The organism is Halorubrum marinum (assembly GCF_048381195.1).
Lineage (GTDB): Archaea > Halobacteriota > Halobacteria > Halobacteriales > Haloferacaceae > Halorubrum.
Window position 1 is genome coordinate 438,324 of sequence record NZ_JBLWMM010000003.1, and the last position, 21,907, is coordinate 460,230.

20 protein-coding genes are annotated in these 21,907 nt (G+C 54.6%); 9 read left to right on the forward strand and 11 right to left on the reverse strand.

From position 1 onward, the window contains the following. Positions 1–14: 14 nt before the first annotated feature. From ACNSN4_RS05980 to ACNSN4_RS05990, 3 genes are all read right to left on the reverse strand, one after another. The gene (locus ACNSN4_RS05980; RefSeq protein WP_418284867.1) at positions 15–2,195 is read right to left on the reverse strand and encodes a heavy metal translocating P-type ATPase; all 2,181 of its coding nucleotides are present in this window, start codon (positions 2,193–2,195) and stop codon (positions 15–17) included. Positions 2,196–2,319: 124 nt separating this feature from the next. Beyond that, positions 2,320–2,748 (reverse strand): universal stress protein, encoded by a 429-nt coding sequence (locus tag ACNSN4_RS05985; protein ID WP_418284868.1) that lies wholly within the window; start codon positions 2,746–2,748, stop codon positions 2,320–2,322. 219 nt (positions 2,749–2,967) lie between these two features. After that, entirely contained in the window at positions 2,968–3,474 is a 507-nt protein-coding gene (locus tag ACNSN4_RS05990) for a DUF8009 family protein (RefSeq protein ID WP_418284869.1), read from the reverse strand. Positions 3,475–3,900: 426 nt separating this feature from the next. Between ACNSN4_RS05990 and ACNSN4_RS05995 the strand changes: the two genes are divergently transcribed. The 3 genes from ACNSN4_RS05995 (at position 3,901) to ACNSN4_RS06005 (ending at position 7,294) form a co-directional block, all read left to right on the forward strand. Beyond that, a complete protein-coding gene (locus tag ACNSN4_RS05995) occupies positions 3,901–4,734 on the forward strand; it encodes a type IV toxin-antitoxin system AbiEi family antitoxin domain-containing protein (protein ID WP_418284870.1) in 834 nt (277 codons plus the stop codon). Beyond that, positions 4,731–5,528: a nucleotidyl transferase AbiEii/AbiGii toxin family protein gene (locus ACNSN4_RS06000; protein WP_418284871.1), complete on the forward strand. Its 798-nt coding sequence runs from the start codon at positions 4,731–4,733 to the stop codon at positions 5,526–5,528. The genes ACNSN4_RS05995 and ACNSN4_RS06000 overlap by 4 nt, the downstream gene beginning before the upstream one ends. A 416-nt stretch (positions 5,529–5,944) precedes the next feature. Further along, positions 5,945–7,294, forward strand: coding sequence for a PD-(D/E)XK nuclease family protein (locus ACNSN4_RS06005; protein ID WP_418284872.1), 1,350 nt, complete (start codon positions 5,945–5,947; stop codon positions 7,292–7,294). Positions 7,295–7,330: 36 nt separating this feature from the next. On the opposite strand, the gene ACNSN4_RS06010 is transcribed toward ACNSN4_RS06005, so the two are convergent. The 4 genes from ACNSN4_RS06010 to ACNSN4_RS06025 form a co-directional block, all read right to left on the reverse strand. Beyond that, complete coding sequence (locus ACNSN4_RS06010) at positions 7,331–8,419, reverse strand: hypothetical protein (RefSeq protein ID WP_418284873.1); 1,089 nt, start codon at positions 8,417–8,419, stop codon at positions 7,331–7,333. Positions 8,420–8,517: 98 nt separating this feature from the next. Continuing rightward, positions 8,518–9,093 carry a tyrosine-type recombinase/integrase gene (locus ACNSN4_RS06015; RefSeq protein ID WP_418284874.1) on the reverse strand — a complete coding sequence of 192 codons (576 nt, stop codon included), beginning with the start codon at positions 9,091–9,093 and terminating at the stop codon, positions 8,518–8,520. A 204-nt stretch (positions 9,094–9,297) separates the two neighbouring features. Further along, positions 9,298–10,008: a DUF429 domain-containing protein gene (locus ACNSN4_RS06020; RefSeq protein ID WP_418284875.1), complete on the reverse strand. Its 711-nt coding sequence runs from the start codon at positions 10,006–10,008 to the stop codon at positions 9,298–9,300. Between the two features lie 89 nt (positions 10,009–10,097). Next, positions 10,098–11,657 carry a site-specific integrase gene (locus tag ACNSN4_RS06025; protein WP_418284876.1) on the reverse strand — a complete coding sequence of 520 codons (1,560 nt, stop codon included), beginning with the start codon at positions 11,655–11,657 and terminating at the stop codon, positions 10,098–10,100. 473 nt (positions 11,658–12,130) lie between these two features. On the opposite strand from ACNSN4_RS06025, the gene ACNSN4_RS06030 reads away from it, so the two are divergent. The 3 genes from ACNSN4_RS06030 (at position 12,131) to ACNSN4_RS06040 (ending at position 15,255) form a co-directional block, all read left to right on the forward strand. Then, positions 12,131–12,643, forward strand: coding sequence for a zinc ribbon domain-containing protein (locus ACNSN4_RS06030; RefSeq protein ID WP_418284877.1), 513 nt, complete (start codon positions 12,131–12,133; stop codon positions 12,641–12,643). Positions 12,644–13,067: 424 nt separating this feature from the next. After that, positions 13,068–14,249 (forward strand): site-specific integrase, encoded by a 1,182-nt coding sequence (locus tag ACNSN4_RS06035; protein ID WP_418284878.1) that lies wholly within the window; start codon positions 13,068–13,070, stop codon positions 14,247–14,249. A gap of 115 nt (positions 14,250–14,364) precedes the next feature. Next, positions 14,365–15,255: a hypothetical protein gene (locus tag ACNSN4_RS06040; RefSeq protein WP_418284879.1), complete on the forward strand. Its 891-nt coding sequence runs from the start codon at positions 14,365–14,367 to the stop codon at positions 15,253–15,255. 178 nt (positions 15,256–15,433) lie between these two features. Here ACNSN4_RS06040 and ACNSN4_RS06045 read toward each other — a convergent pair whose 3' ends face one another. Next, positions 15,434–16,003: a hypothetical protein gene (locus ACNSN4_RS06045; protein ID WP_418284880.1), complete on the reverse strand. Its 570-nt coding sequence runs from the start codon at positions 16,001–16,003 to the stop codon at positions 15,434–15,436. 89 nt (positions 16,004–16,092) lie between these two features. On the opposite strand from ACNSN4_RS06045, the gene ACNSN4_RS06050 reads away from it, so the two are divergent. Further along, positions 16,093–16,452: a hypothetical protein gene (locus tag ACNSN4_RS06050; protein ID WP_418284881.1), complete on the forward strand. Its 360-nt coding sequence runs from the start codon at positions 16,093–16,095 to the stop codon at positions 16,450–16,452. A gap of 53 nt (positions 16,453–16,505) precedes the next feature. Then, a complete protein-coding gene (locus ACNSN4_RS06055) occupies positions 16,506–17,885 on the forward strand; it encodes a hypothetical protein (RefSeq protein WP_418284883.1) in 1,380 nt (459 codons plus the stop codon). Between the two features lies 1 nt (position 17,886). Here ACNSN4_RS06055 and ACNSN4_RS06060 read toward each other — a convergent pair whose 3' ends face one another. Continuing rightward, on the reverse strand, positions 17,887–18,567 hold the full coding sequence (locus tag ACNSN4_RS06060; protein WP_418284884.1) for a hypothetical protein: 681 nt from the start codon (positions 18,565–18,567) through the stop codon (positions 17,887–17,889). A gap of 20 nt (positions 18,568–18,587) precedes the next feature. Beyond that, a complete protein-coding gene (locus ACNSN4_RS06065) occupies positions 18,588–19,349 on the reverse strand; it encodes a DUF2321 domain-containing protein (RefSeq protein WP_418284885.1) in 762 nt (253 codons plus the stop codon). A gap of 137 nt (positions 19,350–19,486) precedes the next feature. Between ACNSN4_RS06065 and ACNSN4_RS06070 the strand changes: the two genes are divergently transcribed. Beyond that, positions 19,487–20,230: a hypothetical protein gene (locus ACNSN4_RS06070; protein WP_418284886.1), complete on the forward strand. Its 744-nt coding sequence runs from the start codon at positions 19,487–19,489 to the stop codon at positions 20,228–20,230. Positions 20,231–20,273: 43 nt separating this feature from the next. On the opposite strand, the gene ACNSN4_RS06075 is transcribed toward ACNSN4_RS06070, so the two are convergent. Further along, the gene (locus tag ACNSN4_RS06075; protein ID WP_418284887.1) at positions 20,274–21,284 is read right to left on the reverse strand and encodes a tyrosine-type recombinase/integrase; all 1,011 of its coding nucleotides are present in this window, start codon (positions 21,282–21,284) and stop codon (positions 20,274–20,276) included. Positions 21,285–21,907 lie beyond the last annotated feature (623 nt).

Consider the following 21,907-nt stretch of genomic DNA (forward strand, 5'->3'; position numbering starts at 1 on the left):
CGCCCTGAATGCCCTCATCCGCGAAAGCCGAGTAACCGGAGGCCGTTCAGCGAGACGAGGACTGTCGAGCCTTCGTGACCGACCACGGCGAGTGGGAGCGGGATCCCTCGGAGGAGGATTGTGCCGACCATGAGTGCAATCGCGCCGAAGGCGATGGCGAGATTGATGGTGAGCGTCCGGCGGGTTCTGCGGCCCAGGCCGAGCACGTAGGGGATCTTGCTCAAGTCGTCGCCCATTAGTACCACGTCGGCAGTGTCGAGCGCGACGTCCGTTCCCGCGCCGCCCATCGCTATCCCGAGGGTTGCTGTGGCGAGCGCTGGTGCGTCGTTGACGCCGTCGCCGACCATCGCCACGTTCTCGTGTCGCTCGACCAGTTCCTCGATGGTCGCCACCTTTTCCTCCGGCAGCAGTTCCGCCTGTACTTCGTCGATGCCGACCTCGTCGGCGATTCGCTGTGCGACGCGTTCGTTGTCGCCGGTCAGCATAACGATGTGCTCAACGCCGAGCGAGCGGAGGTCAGCGATCATCTCGGCTGCGTCAGGGCGAACAGTGTCGGTGAAAGCGAGCCACCCCAAGACACTGACGTCGCCCTGACGCTCGCGCGCGACGAGGACGCTCGTTTTCCCCTCCGCTTCTAGAGTTTCGAGCCGGTCGAGGCCTGGTTCAAGACCATCAATTGCTGCGTCTCCGAGAACAGTCTGGAAGTACGTGCGATTTCCAATATGGGTCGTTTGGCCGTCGACGTCTGCTTTGACTCCTTTCCCAGCAACTGACTGAAATCGCTCCGCGTCTGTGACGTCGAGTGACCGGGCTTCTGCCGCCCGCATGGTCGCACGAGCGAGATGATGCTCCGAGCGGGCCTGCACTGCGGCCGCGATGGAGAGCAGTGAATCCTCGGTCAGTGTATCGCCCACCGTCTCGTCGCGGACGAACACGTCGGTCAACTCCGTGTCGCCTTGTGTGAGTGTGCCCGTCTTGTCGAAGGCGACCGCGTCGATGCGTGCCGCGGTCTCGACGTGTTCGCCGCCCTTGAACAACACCCCTTGCCTCCCGCCGGAGGCGATTGCTGAGAGGACTGCTGCGGGCGTCGAGATGATCACTGCACACGGTGAAGCGGCGACCATGAGCGTCATCGCGCGGTAGAACGTCGCCGTGAACTCGCTCCCGAGCGCGAGCGGAATGGCGATAGCTGCGATGGTGAGTGCGAACACGCCGAGGACGTACGGTTGTTCGAGCCGGTCGATGAGCCGCTGTGTCGGGGCCTTCTCACTCTGAGCGCGTTCGACCATGTGGATGAGGCGGCTGATCGCCGATTCGTGGGCCTGCCGCGTGACTTCGATTTCGAGGCTTCCGCTCTCGTTAATCGTCCCACCGAACACCTCGTCACCGGGCTCTTTCGGGACAGGGACAGACTCGCCGGTGAGGGAAGCCTGATCAACCGTTCCCTCGCCGGACACCACGACCCCGTCAAGCGGGATTTTGTCGCCGGGGCGAACGACGAACACGTCACCGATGGCGACCTCGTCAATGGGGACGGTGACCTCTTCACCGTCACGCAGGACCTGCGCGTTGTCCGGTCGCATCTCGACGAGCGACTTGATCGCTCGGCGCGACCGGCCGATGGCATAGTGCTGGAGCGTGTTCGACAGCGAGAACAGGAAGAGGAGCATCGCGCCCTCGAACGGGGCCCCGATGGAGAGCGCACCAAGCGCAGCAACGATCATCAACAGGTCGATATCGACCGCGCGGTGCCGAAGCGTCTCGATGGCCCCTTTGAGTCCGTACCACCCGCCGAAGACGTACGCGACGCCGTAGCCCGCCCACATGATGGGCGGCGGACCATTGAGCCATCCCGTCGCTAAACCGGTTACCATACCGAGCAGCGTCAAACCGACGAACACTGCCTCGCGTCTGAGTTCCGAGCGCGAGGTCACCTCGTCGGGTGCCGTGTCGGGTTCGTCTTGGATCGAGACGTCACGCTCACGAACTGCTTCTCTGAGCGATTCTTCGGAGGTAATACTTTCATCGTAGGTGACCCGAACGCCCCCTGTTCGGAACGAGACGTCAACGTCGTGGACACCAGGGATGTCCCGGAGATATCGTTCAAGTGCCCGCGCTCCCGCTTCACCACGACCGCCACGTCGTTCGATCTGGACAGTGCACGTCGAAAGCGGGGCAGATTCAGTAACGGTCACTCGTTCTCTCCATGCAGTGTATGTTGGGTTTCCATTATACGTGTGCCACTATGTCGTTGTCCGACTGCGTATGCTCGGGGTTTCGACCGCTGGAGCGCTTTCTTGTTCTTCTGGTTCAAATGCCTCAGCTGATGATCGTCACTGGGATTCGTGCTCGACGGGTAACTGTCTCGGCGACGCTCCCGAGGAGTGCACGGTCGATGCCCGAGCGCCCGTGACTGCCCATAACGATCTGATCGATGTCGTGGTCGGTAGCATATTCGAGGATCGCCCCTGCCGGTTTCCCGACTTCCGTGACGGTGTCGAGTTTGGCATCCAGTTCCGCTGCGAGATCCGCCGCTGTCGTGTGGATTCTGCGTGCTTGCTCTTTCGCATTCTCGTACCAGCCCTCGGCGACAGGTAGGCCGCCAGCCTCAACGTCAATAACGGAGTCCAACGGATTGATGACGTATATCGATGTGATGGCTGCATCCGGAAAGGTCTCGATAGCGTATGTCAGCGCCCGCTCTGAAAGCGGAGAGCCGTCGAAGGCGACGAGAACGTTGCCCGGCATAAGAAGACGATTCGTGGTGAATTGAAATGAACGTACTGCTCCGCAGAACTCAGTGAGATGGCCGGGTATGACAAGTAAAACCAGTCCGCTGCCACAGTAACTGACGACACCGAGCAGATGTTGGGATTGCGCGGTGATTTGTCGAACAACAGAGGTTCGATCCGGTCGATATCGCTGACTGGTTGGTACCTATTTTGCGTGAGTGCTCTCTGATTGAGGTTACTCGTCGTCGTACTCGACGGTGACGATGCGTGGTTCGACGCCTGGTCCGTGTCTGTACTCGTGGATGTCGATCTCTGTTTTCAGGTGATGTCGGACGGCGCTCTCCCAGATTTCAAGATGGACGTCCCAGCACTCGTCGAGTGTTTCGTCGCTCACGTCTTCGAGGTCGTCTACGCCGTCGATGTCCTTTGCGGCCTCGTGAACTTGCCACTGTTCTGGGTGCGCGGTCTCTTCAGCTGCATCATCCTCGATGAACTGTTCAGGTGCGAGGGTGAGTGGGGCTGTCTTTGGGTTTGGCCAGTAGGTTCCTTCCTGGTGGACGTGGGTGCTGGCGGTAACGCGACCCTCCAGTGGTCGGTTGAATCGGAGTTTGTGGGTTCGACGCGTGTGGGCGTCGCGTGCGTTGCGTCGCATCGCGCTGATGATGTCATCGGGATCAACGACGAGGATGACGCCATCATTCGTGCCGGTGCTCGTGCCGGTGGAATTCTGTGTTCTCGTCATGGTCGAACAGCACACACTTTCTCACCTGGTTTCGGATAAACCCTGGCCACAATACGTTCTCAGAAGAGATTATGCCCTCTATTGAGGATTCTAAAGCCGTTTCACTGTGGTGTAGGCGGGTCGCTGTCACGCGGTTACGAATGTTTCATCGCGGAGTTTTTCGAGGGCGAGAATGACCCGAGTGCGGGTGTGGTCGATAGGGTGCGGTTCGGAGCCTCGACGTTCCTTGATGCCTGGCTTGCAGTTCTCGGTGAGGCAGGTGAACGCAACTCACCGGTAGAGAAGCGTCTGTTTCGTGTTGGTGTCGGGTGCTGATTTAGAGTCTATGTACGCTAGGCGGTTGTAGAGACGACTTTAGTCAAGACTCTTCTCAACGGGTACCTTTATTCCGAGGGCGGATTTAGAGTCTATATACACTGAGCGGCTATGGAGACAACAAACGGCGAAGAGACTCAACGAAAGAGCCTGTCGACGCGTGAGTCCCAGGCGCTGTCACGGCTCGCAAGCGAGAACCGACAGGTCATCACGATTAGTGACATCGCCGACGTCCTTGACATCCCGCGGAAATCGGCGAAGGATATGGCGTATGCGCTCAAGGAGAAAGGCTGGCTTGAGCGGATCGCGCACGGGAAGTATCTGATTCTGCCGCTCGCTGCGGGCGAGAACGCCGTGTATACCGAGCATGAATTCGTGATCGCGGCTGCACTCGTGGACCCGATGTATATCGGGTACTGGAGCGCGTTGAATCACCACGGGCTGACGGAGCAGATGTCTCGCACGGTGTACGTCGTGACGACAGCGCGGGCTCAGGAGCGCGAAATCCACGGGGTGACGTACCTTCCGGTGACGGTCACGGAGCAGAAGTTCTTCGGGTATCAACCGACAGCGGTCGGGTCGAACCAGGTGAACATATCGAGTATCGAGAAGACGTTGGTCGATTGTGCCGACCATCCGGAGTTCTGCGGCGGTATCGAGGAACTTGCGAAGGCAATGGAGAACGCTGTCGACACGCGCTGTTCGTGGGAACGGGTCGTCGAGTACCTGCGGCGGGTTGGGAACGGTGCCGCAACGAAACGACTCGTGTATCTCGCCGACCAGTTGGACATCGACCTGCCGGAGTACCAGGACCTCGTCGAGAACTTCACGACTGGGTACCCGCTGCTCGATCCGACACGGGAAGCGACGGGAACACGTGACAGTCAGTACCAGCTCCGTCTGAACATTTCCCCCGACGCATTCCTCCCGGACGAGTTCTCATGATTTCCGACGCGCAACTTCGACGGCTGGCTAGAGAGCTAGATGTTCGTCTCGGCTACGCGGAGAAGAACTACGTCAATTCGTGGATCCTGTGGGCGATCTACACGAGTTCGTACGGCGATAATCTGCTTTTCAAGGGTGGAACCGCGCTCAGCAAGTTGTATTTCCCAGAGACGTGGCGCTACTCAGAAGACCTCGATTTCGGTGTCGAAGGAACGTACCGCGGGAGCAAAGCAGGGCTACAAGACGCATTGGAAGACGCGGCCAGAGCCTCCGGTATCGACTTCGAGGTGACCAAACACCGTGAACTGCGGACAGACGCGTATCCAACGCACTATGTCGATATCGACATCCAGTACACCGCCGTGCTCGGTCACAAGAACACGACAAGTCTCGACGTGATGATCGACGAGTACGTCGCGTTTGACGCAGTCCACCATCGTCACAGCTACGAGGATGTCCCGGAATTCGAGTTGACTGCCTACAGTCTGGAGGAGATTTTCGCGGAGAAGTTGCGAGCGCTCTATCAGCGGTCACAAGCTCGTGACTACTACGATCTGTATCGGATGATTACGGAGGCCGACGTTGATGACTCGGGTATCCTGCCGGCATTCGCGCGGAAATGTGACCACGATGGGCTGGACATCGATCTTCGGGACGGGCTTCCCAGAGAGAAACGGGACGAGATCCACGACGGGTGGCAGAATACACTCCCCGATCTGGTTGCAGATCTCCCCGACTTCGCTCCCGCGTATGAAGCCCTCGAAGACTACATCGAATCACTAGTCGATCAATAGCACTAGTCTTGGAGATAGGCGACAACCCGACCGAGTTCCCGCGCGTGTTCGCACTCGTTTATTTCGTACCGCTCTTCTATGGAGCGGAGGCGTTCGTGGAACGTCATTCGTAATGCAGCTAGTCGTTCCTGGTATATTAGATGGGTCCGAGCTAAAACTGGTCTCAGCTATCGGGGCTATAACAGGAGAGGCCGGTGTTGAGTTCTTATACTACTCGGGCAGGTGGAATCGGATTCGTTGTCTGCGATGATTATTCCAAAATCGGGTGACTCGATTCACCTCAGAAGTGGTGCTGGCCCTCACTGGGGAGAAACGGTTCCCGGTCGTCGCGGTCCAACTGCTCAGACCTCGTGCCAAGGTGCTATTCTATGGTGTGTCGGCGTCACTTTGATTTTCATTGTGGGTGATTGATGCGTATGAGTCGAAGTATCGCAACGGAACTGACGAAGATACAGCGGCGGCTTGCCGCGCTGCCGGAAGCCGAAGAGCCTCCACCGACTACGCTGCAGGTACTTGGCCGGAGCACGCAAGAGCGTGACTGGCAGCAGTTCCTCGTTCACTTTCTGACTCCTGACGCCTCACACGGGCTTGACCACGCTGTCTTAGAGCACGTACTCGCTGCGCTGTCTGCCCGTGATGATTCGGGGTATGCGTTTTCGCGGTTTGACATGGACGAGATTCAGATCGCACAAGAGGTGTCTACGTCCGATGGCGTTCCAGACGTCGTGATGTGGTTGTCCGACGACTGGTTCATTTGTTGGGAGCTGAAAGTCCACGCATCAGAGGGGGAAGACCAGACAGAGCGATACGTTGGCGTCGATTCGTTTGACGGGATTGGGCTTGACAAAGCCGACGTACCCACTGACGGCCAGCACTACGTGTTTTTAGCCCCTGAGTCGGCGTCGTCGCCGGCTGCCGACGAATTTGTGCATGTCTCGTGGGAGTGGCTGGCGGCAGAACTGCAGTCGTTCTTGATGGAGAGTTACGATGAGTACCCGGCGCGAACCACGGCGCAGTTGAAAGACTTCGTTGACACAATTCGGAGTGAGCTCACGATGACTGAGTACCAGGAAAATCAGCAAGAGATGGTGGAACTGTACGTCGAAAACTACGGTGTGATCTCGGATCTGGAGGCGGCGTTTGAGGAGGAGTGGTCGGAGTTCGAATCGACGTGGGGCGACCGGCTGTCACAGTCGCTGGCGGGCGCTGAACGGATCGAGGATGCAGACGTGCCCGCAGAGTACACCGCAGTCCAGGTAGAGATGGAGTCCGGTGAGCGTCGGCAGTGGACGTTCCGCCAGGGGAAATCCGACTGGTCGTGGCTCTTCCCTCGTGAGTGGTGGACGAAACTGGATGAGAGTCGAGCGGTTTCGGATGCGACGAAACCGAACGCGCGGGTCGGACTGGTCCATCGGCTTGACTGGCATCGAACGGAGGCGGTCCGGGATCACACGTTAGTAGTGTACCTTCGAAACGCACCGTCAGGGCACGATAGCTTCTATGATAATTTCGCAGCGCGGTTCAGTGACGCCCGCGCGGAGATTGAGGGAGCGATTGACGGAACGAAGTTCACGATTACGGGTAACAAGTCGAATCTTCTCCGTGCCGAGTACCCCATCAACGTTGATGCTCACACTGACTTCTTCGAGGCGTACGTCGAAGCATTATCACAGGCTGTCCGCGAAGCTGCTGTCGAAAATTCGGAGTTGGTCGAGAAGATTGACCAACTGTATGAGATGACGGTGGTAGAGGACGTCTCACTGTAAGCTGCAGTGATGTTTGCCTGGCTGTGTCTGTGAGACTTAGTCCGGTGTGAATCCGATTGGAACGGTGAGGGGGTCAGCGTCGTCCCCCCATGCCAAGTACCGATACTGTCGGTAGCGAGATCCCTGCCGTGGATCCAAGCCAGAGTAGTCGATTACCGGGGACGGCTCTTCTATATCCTCTCCGTCTTCCTCGTCTTGGTATGTCAGCAGCGCCGCACGGATTGAAGCACGCCGGCTCACATCCAACTGGTTGGGTTCACGCAGGTACTCGTGGGATTGCAGCACCTCGTATTCGGAAGAGGTGAGGTAGTCCTGCGTCGGCCGCTCTTCGATAATCGCGTGGCGTACCTCTCGACTACGGCGCTCGACTTCGTTGACGACGGTTTCGAATGTGTCCCAGTCATCAGTCCCGACAGGTGAGTGCTCATCAAGCACGTTCTCTGGGAACCGGGAGTCTAGCAATTGACTCTCGTATCCGCGTAGCTGCTGGTACCCTGCGGCCGGGGTTGTACTGCTGTGCGTTCGAAGTGGGGCACCAATGACCCTCCCGCGCGTGAGGGTCTTGAGTTCTGGCCACGTGTAGAGGAAGTCGGAGTCGATACGATGGTACGCGCTTGGTTCGGAGTACCGCGGTTCGGTTTTGTCTTTGAGGTAGATCGCTGAGAACGTCGGGGTGGATCCGCGTACTGGCACCCAGAACGCGGTGTACTCGTGCAGGTTGTCCTGGTGTTTTGGGAGTGTGGCGAGAGCTTCGACGTCGAGGAAGACGGTCGTGCTCAGCACGTCGCCGAGGCCGGTAAGGTCAGTGACGGCCGGGAGTGCGTAAAACGTGAGTCCAGGCAGTGGAGCGCGGCCGAGTAGTGTTTTGGCCTGTTGACCGTTGAACGGGAATTTAACTGCTGTCTGCGGGTGTCCAGGTTCGAAGGTACGGTCGTCGATCTCACTGTAGACAGCTTTGTATTGGAGTTCGAGCCGTGATGCGGTACTGAATTCGATGTCATAGCCGCCCTCGGCTTCCTCATGCTGCGTCAGGACGATAGCAACCCCCGCGTCGAAGTCACCCTTGGCTAGCTGCTGCTGTGTCGCATTCACGAGAAGCGACGACTCAGAAGGGTAGTCAGTCATATACTAACCGTGGACGGTTTACGTGATTATTCTTCGGCTGAAACGTTTGGAGAGGTTCTGTGATGAATGCTGCCTAGCGGCGCGGAGAGACAAAACGGTTAGACTTTGAGTAGATGGTCGTAGACTCTCTCGGTCGTTTGAATACTGCGATGACGGAGTCGATTGCGGACATCGTACAGCGTGTTTCCATCTTCTTCGTTCATCATTCGATAAGCAACGCCGTGCCTTAGGGCGTGGGGTGTGACGTCACTTGAATCGCCTCTACTCCCGTCGAGTTTGTAGGGTCGAATCCCGGCCTCCTCGGCGATCTTGTGAAGCATGTTCCGTACACCTTGTTCGCTGATGCGCTCGGAGGAGCGAGATGGGAAGAGTGCTGGCGTGTCTTTCCATCGGTTGGTGAGGTACGCTGAGAGCAGCCGTGTCGTGTCGTCGGCGAGTTCGAGGGTCACTGGTGGTGGCGAGTTCTTGTTGGGATAGTCTTTCTGCAGTTCCGAGGGGAGGTAGAGCTCCGAGTTGTTGTTCCGGAGTAGTTCGACATCGATCTGGACGAGTTCGCCTACCCGGAGCCCCGTGTCGTACATCGTCGTGACGATTGCTTCGTTTCGCTGTTGGAGATAGTCTGCACCAGTCGCGTAGCATGCCGACCGGAGCGATTCGACTTGGCCGGGTGTCACCCATACTTTCGCCCGAACTTGGGAATCTGCTTACTCGCCCATCCTAACAAACCCTGCTTATAAACAACAGTGGGCTGCAGCCACTTGAACTTTGGAGTCCACAAGTAGACTCCAAAGTTTATCTATGCCGGATCAATCGAATTCTGCAGGAAAACCACATAGAAGACGCGGTAAAGAAGTGTGCGAATGACTCTGAATGACTTGTTAGGCACTCGGATAGACAATGGAGGGGTCGCAGGTGGGGTCGGCTTCTTCTGGGAGTGTTGAGTAGTCCCCTGAAGATTCGCGTGCTGTAAGGGCGAGGATGGCGGCGTCGAGGACGTCGTCGATACGACCTTCCTGGATTCGATGGTGCCATTGACTGTTTGCTTGCCGTTCGTCAACGAGGTCAATTACTGGCTGGAATGATTGGCCGCCGTTCTCGATGAGACAATCTTTCCGAGCTTCAAAGCCTTCGCCGCTTTTCTTCGATGGGAGATTGTCGCCGTGGTACGCTTTGAAGCAAACCTCTGGATGGCTCTCGTACACCATCTCACGTGCTGCATCGATTTCATCCAACATTGCGTTCACTTCTTGGATACGTGGGATGAGTCCCCAGCTGTGGCTTCCTAGTCCCCGAGTATTGTTCTCAACGGCCGTATCGTAGTCCTCGGCGGTCACCGCGTCGTTGTTCGGTGTCCAGAAGACAGTACTGCCACGAGAACCGAGGAAGTCCTTAGCATTCTGATCGCACTCTCGGTTCCCCTCGCGCTCCAAATGCACTGGGATGTCTACTAAGATCTCATTTGCTTGGTCGCCATATTCGTGCCAAACGTTGAGCAGCGAGGGTTCGGTACTGATATTAGTGGTTTCGGTGGTTGCCTCGACAACGACCCAGCACCCGCTTGCCCAATCGACGCCGACGTGTGACCCCATAGAGAAGAAGCCTTGTGCTCATACTTAGTTTCCCGCACCCTCCCAAGACGGGGATTCTGAGGGGTGAACTCGGGTAGATGCACTACAGTTCAGTCTGGGATGCTGGCGATCCCGATGAGGAGACTTGAGAAGAGTAGCCCGGTTGATGCTGGAAGAGGAAGTGATGATGCGTGTAGTCCCGTCACAAGCGCTGCGGCGAGGATAGTTATGCCGGTAACTCCGATGACTGATCGCCCGGCTGTGCTCACGTTACATGCGTGGAGTATGGGTGGCGAACCATCGCAGTGACGACGGATGAACTGGTCAACGAGATTGGTTCCACTATGCACAGCGCGTCCTATTGTACCGAACGCTGGGAGTGCGGCCGCGCCCTCGTCGTTGATCCAGTCCTGCATTTTCGTCTGACCGGGAAGTGTTTTAGACTGGTCAGTTTCGTCAGCGAGTGGTATCGCATGATCCTCGAACGCCGCTTTGATGTACGCGCTAGCGTGCTTCCGGAAGAAGCGACGGTTTTTCCGGTCCGTTAAGTAGTGTTTGTTCATCACGCGTTCCGAGGATGAGCCTGCCGCATCAGTCGTCGGCTCTGTGACGTCACGGCGGAAGCCGAGTCGAGCTCCTGCAAGGAGATTCATGTAGAAGTCCCGGCCAGCCGTCGGTGTTAGATTGTAGTCCTCACGGTCAATCGTCACGTCGCTGCGTTCGACGACCTCGTCGAAGCGGGCTCTGATGAAGGCGTAACTCCGTGAGCCAGATTCCGAACGGTCGCTAGGGAGCATCGCGCCATTCCAGTTGGGATCCTGTTTCAGCAGTTCTAAATGTCGCTTCAAAATATCGTCTCCAGCGAGGAGGACAGGCTTTCCTGGACCGTTCTTCCGATCAGAACCGAACTCAAGATGTGGATCGAATGGATCGAGGTGGACCCTGTCTCCGGTGAGGACTCGGATGTCATCGGGTCGTAACCCGGCGGCGAACATCAGAATGATGATTACTTTCTCGGTGAGCGTTTCAGTAGCTTTCCACAGCTGCCATACCTCAGTGGTAGTCAGCACGTAGACGGGTCCATCGCGTTGGTATTCCCAATCGAATCGGTCGCGGATCTCGTCGGCACGATGTGAATCAATCTCGTCAAGGAGTTCTAACCAGTCATAGAAAGAGACGAGTGTACTGGCGTAATTATACGCCGTCCCCTCCGTTTCATGGTGGTCTTCCAAGCTCAGAAACAGGTCTCGTAACGCGTAGTACTGTTCTCGCCGTTCCATACGGCCGATTCTAACAAGGTCTGCATGTCCATGGGTTTCGAGACAAATGTCCATGAGCGTCCGCATGTGCGTCGATAAATTATGGACTGTGGAGTGGTTAACACGGTTGAAGTTGTCCAACTCCTCGGCGAAGAACGAGTGAAGAAGGCGCTTTGTTTCGACACTGTGGCCCGGGAGTGGCTTCGATGGCCGTTCGTCAAATCCGAGTTCTTCGAGAAGAATCTCATCAACTGTTACCTCACGGGTTCGACAGTACGTGAATACTCCCCAGAAGCTGTGTTCCCTGAGCCAACGATGAGTTGGCTTGACGTCTGGGTCGTTCCCCTGAGCCAGTAATTCCTCTCGAACACGTGGCTCGAAGTCCTCCTTAAGTTGAGCGAGCGTTACCATATCTACCATTATCTCCCACACACGTTTAATGGCCAGCCAGCGGTTGAAAGAGATCCAATCCAGAATTCACGAGCGGAACTGATTGACGAATTTTTGGATTCCATAGCCCCGCCGTCTGCCGTTCAACGATCAGGCCGGCCGCGTGGCAACACACAGGATGAACTCAAACCACGGGACGGGAGGAGGATGATTAGAGGAAGTTTTCGTGTCATCTTTGTCCCGTAACAACGATGATTGAACGTGAATTAGACCTTCAGTTAGTGGAAATCGATGACATTGAGGCACGAACATCTTTCGGCAGCTATCCGCTTGGGAGTAATGCCAAGCGATTGTGGATCTATCGTAGCAGCCGTTAGGCAGTAGGCTGGTTACGCTTGACGAGTTCGTTTTTCTGTGGCTGAGGAGGGTCACATCATTCGATTGGTATAGTGTACTAGGCGAATCACTAAGACGACTAGTGGGTTTGTTATTGTATGACGTACTGCCCGAATTGTGGTGATGTCGTAAAGGAGGAGCACCACTACTGCGGACAATGCGGGTATCCGCTTGCTGAAGTTGACGATGATGCAGATGAAATTCCTCCAGCGGGGACGGCGGCAACTCGTCAAGGCTTCCTTAGCGGGCGTTCCCTCCAGTATTTAATTGATGTACGGAATGAGGAACAAGTACTGGATTCAGAGACAGTCGGCTACTCGAATCTATCGCGGGATGTGGGTGGTGGACTGGCGGACTTTGCGAAAGTTGCGCTGGTTTCTGATGTCAACCTACTCGCTCTTGTCCTCTACAATAGTAGTGATGCTGATGTCCTAGGTGAGGATGTCAATCAACTCAATCGGTGGCAGGCACAGGAACGAATGATGTGGATGGGGCTGCTACAGGTGCCGAAATTGTACGACCGAGCATTCGGGACAGAGTGGGATGAAGAGTTCTCGGAACGGTTAGAAGAGCTCTCGGAGAAGGCTGTGGAATTCACCGAAGAGGAGTGAGACCTTTGATAATGGAGACAATTAGGCGTGAAGCCGTAGAGTGCGCTGTTCCCAACAAAGACATACACGGTGTCGACTCTGGCGGCTGTGTAACAAGCTACTGGTGTGGCCAAGTGTTTGTTCCACTGTCCGTGCGATGGTTTTTGTGTAATCGGTATACGGCACCGGTATTGAACGCCGATTCTTGCGCTGAAATCCCCGCATTTCGTGCGTTACTATTCTGTTGGTTGTCATTTTCTGCGCTCAACTGTTCCGGATCGCGCCAATTGTCTATGGATCCTTTGGAATCGCCATAAGGCGCTACGAAGAGAATTAAATTCTCGGCGGAGATCTGGGGGAGTACCACCCCCATTAGTGGCAAATATCTCCTACATAATCTGCCGAAGGCTAACTGCATTAAGTGGGTGGTTATTCTGCTGAGTTGATGAGCGACCGGCGTGACGATGTAGAGTTCGTAAAAGAACGCCTCTCTGAGGACCCCACAGAGGAATTTCTAGAGCAGATAGCCTCTACCGTCGTCGATCAGATGGCGGATTCGTTCCCTGAACTCTCACGAAAGTCGCGCCCGATGAATGAGGTTCTGGATGAGTTTCGGGATAATAAACTGGAAGAGGTGGCCTCGACAGGTCAGTATAAGCGGAAACTGGACTACCTTCAGACATACCTCGAAGACGAGGTGGATGTCGAATCGACTGAAAACCTCACGAGCGAGGACGTAGAGCGATACAATAAATGGCGGAAGTACGAGTCCCTGTCTCGGGACGAACCGTTAGCGGACACTACACTTAGCGACGATATGTACCTCTTCCGTGAGTTCATTCAATACTTGATCGAACATAGGATGGCTCCAGTTCGCTTCGAGAAGTGTGTCGAAATCCCGGACATAGACTATGCCGGAGGCGAGGGTGTCGACGAGAAGAAACTTGATCCCGAAATAGCGAAAGCGGCGCTAGACTACCTTCGAAAATACGAATATGCCGATATAGAGCACGTTTCAATGGAGTTGATGTGTCAGTCTGGCCCGCGGAAAGCTGGATTGATCGGCCGTGATGTATCCGATTTCGACTATGAAGAGCGGGTTCTCCAGTACGAAACCGACGAGACGACACCGCTGAAGAACGACGAGAGTAGCGAACGAGAAATCACTCTCTACGGGAATGTTCCAGAGATCATTCAGGACTATCTCAAAGATCAGCGACCGCCCGCTACTGACGAAGAGGGAAGGGAACCGTTGCTTACGAAGGGGGATGGGAGAATGAGCCCGTCGACGCTACAGAAGATTGCCTACAAATGGACTCGACCTTGCATGGTCGGATTAGACTGCCCTCATGACCGTGACTCCGAGGACTGCGAAGCGGCACAGAAGAACAATTCCGCCTTCAAGTGCCCAAGTAGTCGGGCTCCGCATCACATCCGAGGCGGGTATATTACCGACCAGAAGAATAGAGGGGTCTCTGCAGAGGCTATTGAACAGCGCTGTGACGTAACGCCACGCGTCCAGAAGTTACACTACGATCTCCCGGACGACGCTGAAGAACGTGAACGCTTTGAGGACGAGTTCCGCAACGCCGACGACGATCCTGACTCTGGGTTCAATCACAACTGACAACGGATCTCATCGGCGGTGGAACGTAGTGGATGAGCAAATCAGGTAGTGCCCGTCAAACCAAGTACCGATCACACTAAGAGTTACCAATCTGTGGTTTGGTTAGTGTTGAATAATGGTCACAGGCTTCTACGCAGCACTTGCTGGCGCAGCCAGCGTCTTCATCGGTATTCTTACCGCACTGCTCGCAAGCAACATATCGAATCGGCGTTCAGAACAGACTCAGTTAATACACCGAATCAAAGCTATAGATTCCCGGCTTCAGAGTTTGGATGAGCAACGACAAGACCTCGAAAATCAAATTGATCGAGTTCGACGTGCGATGGAGCATGAGGATCTCGAAAATGACGCGACGGAACGTGTTAGTCAATTCATCGACGACTACGTAGGGAATGAGTTCTCCCCCAAGCCGACAGCGATAGACCTAGAAGATGTGATCGATGCATTCGCCAATTATGAGGGGGATGATACGAAAGAGATCAAAGCGGATGAATACCTCACGGATGAGTTAGACGGCCGACTTGATGAAATCAAACGCGAACTCGGTGGGCGGTCCCCCTACGCTGAAGCCGATATCCAACCATCTGCTGAGCAGATTGCAGTTCAACGGCAGATGGACACCCAACGTCGGATTCACCAGCGAGACCAGTACAACAATTTCCAGAATAGGTGGCATCAGACCAAGACTGACATCCAGACCTTGCTGAATGAACGAGCCAAACTCGTACCGCGATTTGAAGCAACCGAATCTATCGATACCGACCTCCTATGGGCTATCGTCGCCGCAATTGGTCTTTCCGTTGGAGTGCCACTATTCGCATATTTGCTCCATATTTCCGGAACCGTGCTTATTCGAGGTGTTCAACCGTGGGTTGAGCCAACCGGAATATTTGTAATATGGGTTATTGGTCTAGGAATTGTGTTCCACCATCTCAGAGATCAATTCAGCGATGACGGCGAAGATCTCCCTAACAAGCCAGAAGTCACCCTCGATGAAGTGAATTGATTAGTCTTAGGGCTATCTCCCCATTGAAGCATCCGATTTAGAGGATATGGATTAGAATTCTTAGATCTAAATAATCTTAACTGAGGTGAGTGCGTGTTTTGTCACATCGAGTATAGGGGAGAAGTCCGAGTCGCACGTGATTTGACTCTGAAAAAAGGATTTTTGAAAGACGATTTGGCTACTCCGACGAATGACGAGCGACGAACACTCTCGGATTTTCGTAGATCAATCGGAGCGAAGTAGTGAACTCAGCAACTGCCTCCGGAGCCTCTTCTTCGTCCTGCCGATAGTATGCGTCATACTCTCGCGCTTCAATACGAAACCAGATCTTCCCATTAGAATCTTCAATCCGAACCTCATGGTCTGGGACCTGAGATTCATCATCGGGAATCGGAGCATCGGTATCGACCACAACAGAGAACGGTTGGTGTTGGTCAACTTCGGATTGGCCAGCTGTCGGGTCGCTTGGCAATGTCTCTGGGTCAAACCACGGTTCTGAGTGACCGTCCTCGCCATATACCGGGCGACCCTCCATATAGGGCTTCTCTTGCTCCCAGAGTTCCTCAGGTCGTTCGTAGTACTGAATCAACGACTCAACGTAATTGGGGAAGCTTTCCACCCCTGGCTCTTCTAGTCCCCAGTCACTACGATACCATGGTACGATCTCGAACCCGTTTGATTCATAAATGAGGGCATGACCATTCCCAGTCAGAAGCGTTAGCGGAGGACCTTTTGGTTCGTTTGCCATCGCTGCTCGGTTTAGATTGGAATCGTATGATAGTTAGGACATTGTTGTTTCACAAACACCTTGATAACTGTCCTCTCAAAACTGTTCACATGTCGGTCGACGAATTCGAAGGGAAAGCCGAGGATGCAATTGGTCAGGAGATTTGGGTAGACGAAGAGCTCGGGAACGATCTCGGATGGTTTATGGTAGAGACCGAAATGGAACTGCAGGAGGAGACGTTCGAAGCCGAAGTGGACTTCAACCTATCCGAATCGGGAGTCTCGTTGCTCTACGCCGAGATAACTATCGACCCGAGCGACGTCGCACGGAAGTCAATCCTCGAAGAGGAGGCCACTATCTTGGATCGCGGAGACGACTACGCCCTCTACGAGTATTATCCTGAGGAGAACGAAATAGATGACCTATTGAAGGATTTGAACGAAGTCTGCTCTCGGACGGAAGGGCTGTGACCTATACTTGAAGTGTCGTCACTGAGACCCATCAGGAAATGACTCGTGTGTTGGTGAAAGGGCCGGAAGTGTCTCTTTCAGATGAATATGCCGACTGGGACGAAGAAGAGAACCTTATCGACTCAAATATCGCGTTCTACGACCTCAAGGATCTCCAGCACCGAAACTACGAGTTCGCATACCCCGGATTCGGCTCTCGGGATAACGACCCAGTTCGATTACCCACAAAGAGCGACGTTATTGATTTTCTCTTCGGAGGGAATGAGTTGGTAATCCGGCTCCCTACCACGGCACGATTCCATTTAGAAGGAGAAGACCACGATGGTAACGAGGAGTGGTTCGAGTTCGATCCCTTTGCTTGGCTGCCAATTGGTGTTGGATTAGACGAGGAGAAACGAGGAGACTTGGTTTCAGCGGAGCCTGAGTGGGAATGGTACTTTGATGACGACTTTACTTGGGAGACTATTCTGCAAATCGGTGCGTCGGTTCAAAACCCTGACTCTGGTTATTTCGATCCTCGACCACCAAAGTCGGGACCAGCCCCTAAAGCTAGGGTCGCCCAACCGACTTTACCTGAACCCTCTGTTGAGGGACTGGCCGCAAATAACGTGAATAGACTTCTCGCAGCCAAAGTCCAAGTCAATTCTGAGCGATTTGAAGACAGAGAACTACACGAATCAGACGGCCATATCTACCTGCTCCCACCTCATCCCTCTCAGGAACCCGGTGAGTTCGTCCGTGGACTACTGGAACATGAATTCGGGTTAGATGTTGAGCATAGACCGGACTGGGTCAATGACTACTCCCTTCCCAATGAGGACAAGTTTCGGGATCAAATCGGGCAGTTGGAGACAGAAGTCTCCGATCTCGAAGCCAACGTCCAAGAAGCTCGGAAGTACAGAACAATCTTGTTCGAAGGAGACAAGGAATTGGAAGAGTTGGTTCCTGAGGTTCTCCGGAAGCTAGGACTAAACGTAGATGGCGAGGTTTCGGGTGGCCGGGATGGTGCGATCAACTTCGAGGAGAAGACGTTCATCTTGGAAATCACCGGACAGAATACCGGAGTTGACCATGGGAAGATCCGGCAGTTGGAGGATCACTTGGATAATGCGGCGAGTGAAGGATTCGGTACAAACCGAACTGGCCTCCTCATATTCAACCACTTCAAGGACAGGAACCCTGCGGATCGGCAGTTGACGACATCGAATTTCAAAGACCGGCTTGAGAAAGAGGATTGTAAATTACTCACCACGGTGGATCTCTACCAGATTCTTTGTGACTATGAGCGAGGAGACATCGATGCGAACGAAGTTGTTGATCTCTTCACTTCGGACAATACGATTATTCGAGCAGACAATCAACTCAGCCAATCGACCGGTCAAACAGAAAGCCAGTTAGCATCTCTACGAAGTCGGCTGAGAGATATCCTGTAACTTAGTATCGAAATTCGGGGAGCAACAACTCAGAAAGAGTGCTTTGAGACTGCAAGAGTGGATTAGAAATGAAACGCGAGTGTTCTACCCAGAGCTCGTCAAACACGATTCGGGGAAGGTCGTGTTGCGAGGCTGCTTCCTCAAATCCTTCCTGAAGATCAGAGTAGCCAACCTTCTTCCTTGGATTTGTGTTCGGATTCACGTTCACGACGCGCTGGTAGTTCTTATTGAGGTCAGCTTCCCAGTCCTCACCCTCTCGGTCGATAGCACCAGTCTTGACCAGCGCCTTCACCACGTGCGTATCTAATGGAACGTGAAGGTCGTATTCCCATTCAGAGTTGATTCCAAAGACGTGGACTGCCTTTCGGAGAAACTCGTCGACGATTTTCGGGCCCACATCATCTATCTGAATGAGTTCCTGGAAAGCTTCAGACCGAGTGTCGTAATTGAGGAAAGCCTCAGCGTTAAAACGATCTGAGAGAACACGATAATCCGCGGGAGATAGTGAGCGAGCTCGATTTTGGATAGCGAGATCGAATAGTGTCTGTAATTCGGGATCGACCTCGTTGATCCCGTAGACGTTCGTATAGAGCGCGTATTCGTGTTGAACGTGGCGATTGGTCACCTCGGCGTCGACGAAACGGGAGGCAATCTCGTCAAGGATGTCTTGCTGGAGTTGCATTTGTTTTCCCTCGATGACTATTACGGTTCGTCGATGGTTTCCCGGACAGTTTCGGTTGGGAACAACGTCTCGATGAATTCCGTGAGACGGGACCGGACCTGGTCAACGTCATCCTGAAGCGTTTGACCCGATTTGTGGTGAGCCATCCACCGACGTTCGGCCCGATTCATGCTCTCAATTTTAGAGACCGTCTTCTGGTCGATTTCCGCGTGTTCGGTTAGTTCGTCAAGGATCGAGTTCCGTCCTCCTGCAAAATTGTAATAGTTTCCGTTCTGTTCTTCCGCTATGATATCCACATCGGTCGTGTGCTCCAGATACGCTATTGCAGCCCACTCGAATGCGTGAATGTAGCAGGTAAGCGCCGAGTGCCAGAGGCGGTGTCGGTAACACTGGTCTCCCTCTCGGACGTGATTGATGATCTCTGACCCATGCTTCGTTTGTTCCAAGAACTGGCCTTGAGGGTTGGAGTAAATACGGCCATTCGGTCCGGAATTCTGCGGTTCGGGGAGTCGCTTGGCTATCTCCCGAGTGACCTCTGTGAACCGGGACGGGCCCCACGGATACGCCTCTCCGCAATGGTGACAATACTCTTGAACCCTCCAGTAGGGCGATCCGTCGTCACGGGTGTAGCCATCTACCTTGATAGGTGCATTGTTACAGTTCGGACACACGCTGTGCACCGGCTCGCCGCACTTTCGGCAGTAGGGGTCGTGCTCGATATCGTCGTATTCGGCTTCAATTGACCGTATATGGCTGTTCTCACAGACCGCGCCGACTGTCATTAGCTCCGGGAATGTCGGCAGTTGGAATTATTCTTCTGTTCTTCCACTTTCACTCCGGCACGAGACCACTTATCCTGTTAGTACCCATAGGAGAGATTACAGGTGTGAACCGAGCTCAGGTAGAGAACCGAATACGAATGGCTGGGAGAGCCCTCTTGGTCTTCATCTTACTCCTCTCTCTTATCGTCCCAGTCGCTGTTGGGATCACCATCTTCACGCTCCTTTACTCGCTAGCAATCTTAGGACCGTGGCTAAGTGGCAAGATTTCACTGAAAGGTAGGTTCCGAGGGGCTATCGACTGGATCTTCGGGATAGATGAAATCCACCGATTCCGAGACGATATCAAGAGTTTGGTGGGAAAGCACAGTCAACTCGAAATCGGGGACAGATCGGCACCAGAGATTCGGGAAGATATCCTCGACATCCACACTGAGGCGAGCGACCAGGCAGAACGAGGAGAGTTCGTTATCGCTGTTGTCACAGGGATTCTATCCTTAGTAGTCGGAACTCTTACTAGGACTTCTGTAATTGGGTGGCTCCTCGGCACATATTCAGTCATTATGACACTAACTATCGGGGTCCACGTGGTTGTTCTGGATATTCTCACCTACAATCGAGAAGATGACCTTAGTCCATATCGACGGAAGCATCTGGTTCTACTCGAAGGATGGAACAGGGCCATACTATCAAGTCGACGAACACAGGCTCGTATTCTTGTGGTTGGTTTGCTCCACCGCTTCTCTCCATTCGGATACGAGTTGGCGAAAGAGCTCTTGGATGAGATTATGGAACAGGATATGGATACACTGGAGGCGATTTTCTTCATCACGTTCACAATCTCGAAGTCCATCGACGATCTGGTCAAAAAAGGAATTGATTAAAGTATAATCTGTAGGTCAAGCTGACGGAACTTATGAAGTTAGACTAGAGGTTGTCCAGGTATTCCCTCCGTTGCTCCATCTTTTCACGCTCAGTACGGCGGTCGTAGTGCTGTTCGATCACCCGCTGGCTGACGTTCGCGCGGTCGCTGACTACCTTGTCTGGCATATCACTATTCAGGCTATGGGTGATGCTACCTCGCCGGATTGCGTGTGGACTCACGCTTGACGGGCAGCGGTAGGCAGTGTCGCGTTCTAGTGCCGAACACTCACCGAGATCCCGGTCGTGCGGGCACTTGGTACTGTAGGTACAGGGCCGGGTCCACCGATAGACGTACGCTCGAAGCGTTGTCTTGTTCGTACGTCCTTCGCGCGAAGCGAGTAGCGGCTCTCGCCCGTACTCGTCGGTGACTGATGGGCGCTTCTCGGCTAACCAGTCGTCGAGTACGTCACAGAGTTGATCTGAAAGCGCAACCATCCGTTCCCCCTTCCCCTGATTCTTAATCGGCGTCCCCGATTCTGGACGATGACGAACCTTCACACACTGGTCGTCTGGATCGTAGTCGTCGACGTCCAGTGCATGCACGCCACCGACACGCATCATCGTGTGCCACATCAATGCGATTGCGACGTGCTGGATACTCGCGTATTCATACTTCTCCAGATGAGCGAGTACATTCGAGGCACTGTCGCTGTCCAGCATCACGTCTCGGGAGTTCTCGTCAGGGGTGATCGACGGAGACAGTACCTTCTGACTCAGGTCTTGTTCTACGCCGTCGATGGATTCCAGCCATCGGATGAACACGCGGAGCGTGTCCATCTGTGTTTTCTCGCTGACCTTGTTCAGGTCGCCGTCTTCGCGCCGCCAGAGCCGATACCGGTGGAGCTGGCGACCGGTGAGCGTGTTGAGATTCTCAATCTCCTTCTCATCACACCAGCGGACGAAGTGACCGAGACGGTATTTATGCCCTTTCAGAGAGGCCTCCGAGAGTTCGTTCTCTTTGTCTGCAAGGTACAATTCGAGTGCGGTTTCTGCGTCGATTGGTTCGAGACTCATGGTTGGTCTTCTCCAGTCAAGCGAACCCCACGAGTCCCGGTTACTGCCCGTTCTGAACCAACGGCTACAACGCCCGAAATCGCCAAAAGGAAGGGTTGTCACGCCGCGTGACCAAGGCCTGCAGCGCCCATCCGAAATTAAGTCGGATTGGAGTAAAATAAAATCAGCCGCTAGAGTCGTCTACGGCTCCCAATTCGGCGGATTCGCGTTTCTCAAAATCCCCGATTTTCTGGTGACCAATTGGTTACGAGAAACGCCCCTCTGCAGTCATGCGGTTTGCTCCGCCAATCGGGGTGATCTGCGGTGAGTTTGGGACACAGCTCAAACTCGCAGTGCCATCTCACTGCAGATGGGCCCGGCGAATTCTGGTGTCCTGTCTGCGGTCAGAGGTGTACGCGGAACTCGACGAGCGGCGTCGAGTACGGGCACGCGCTCGACTGTCCCGAGCGGCCGGCCGAGCTCGATAATCTCGTCGAGAAGTGACGCGCTCGACTGCGCGCCGGTCCACCTCCCCACGGGTCCGGCCCGATCTCGCCCGCCTCGTCGACGCGATCCTCGTCAGTCTCTCCGAGCGGTCGGCGACCTTGCGGTCCGTGAGGTCCGCCGAACGCGGACCGAGCGGC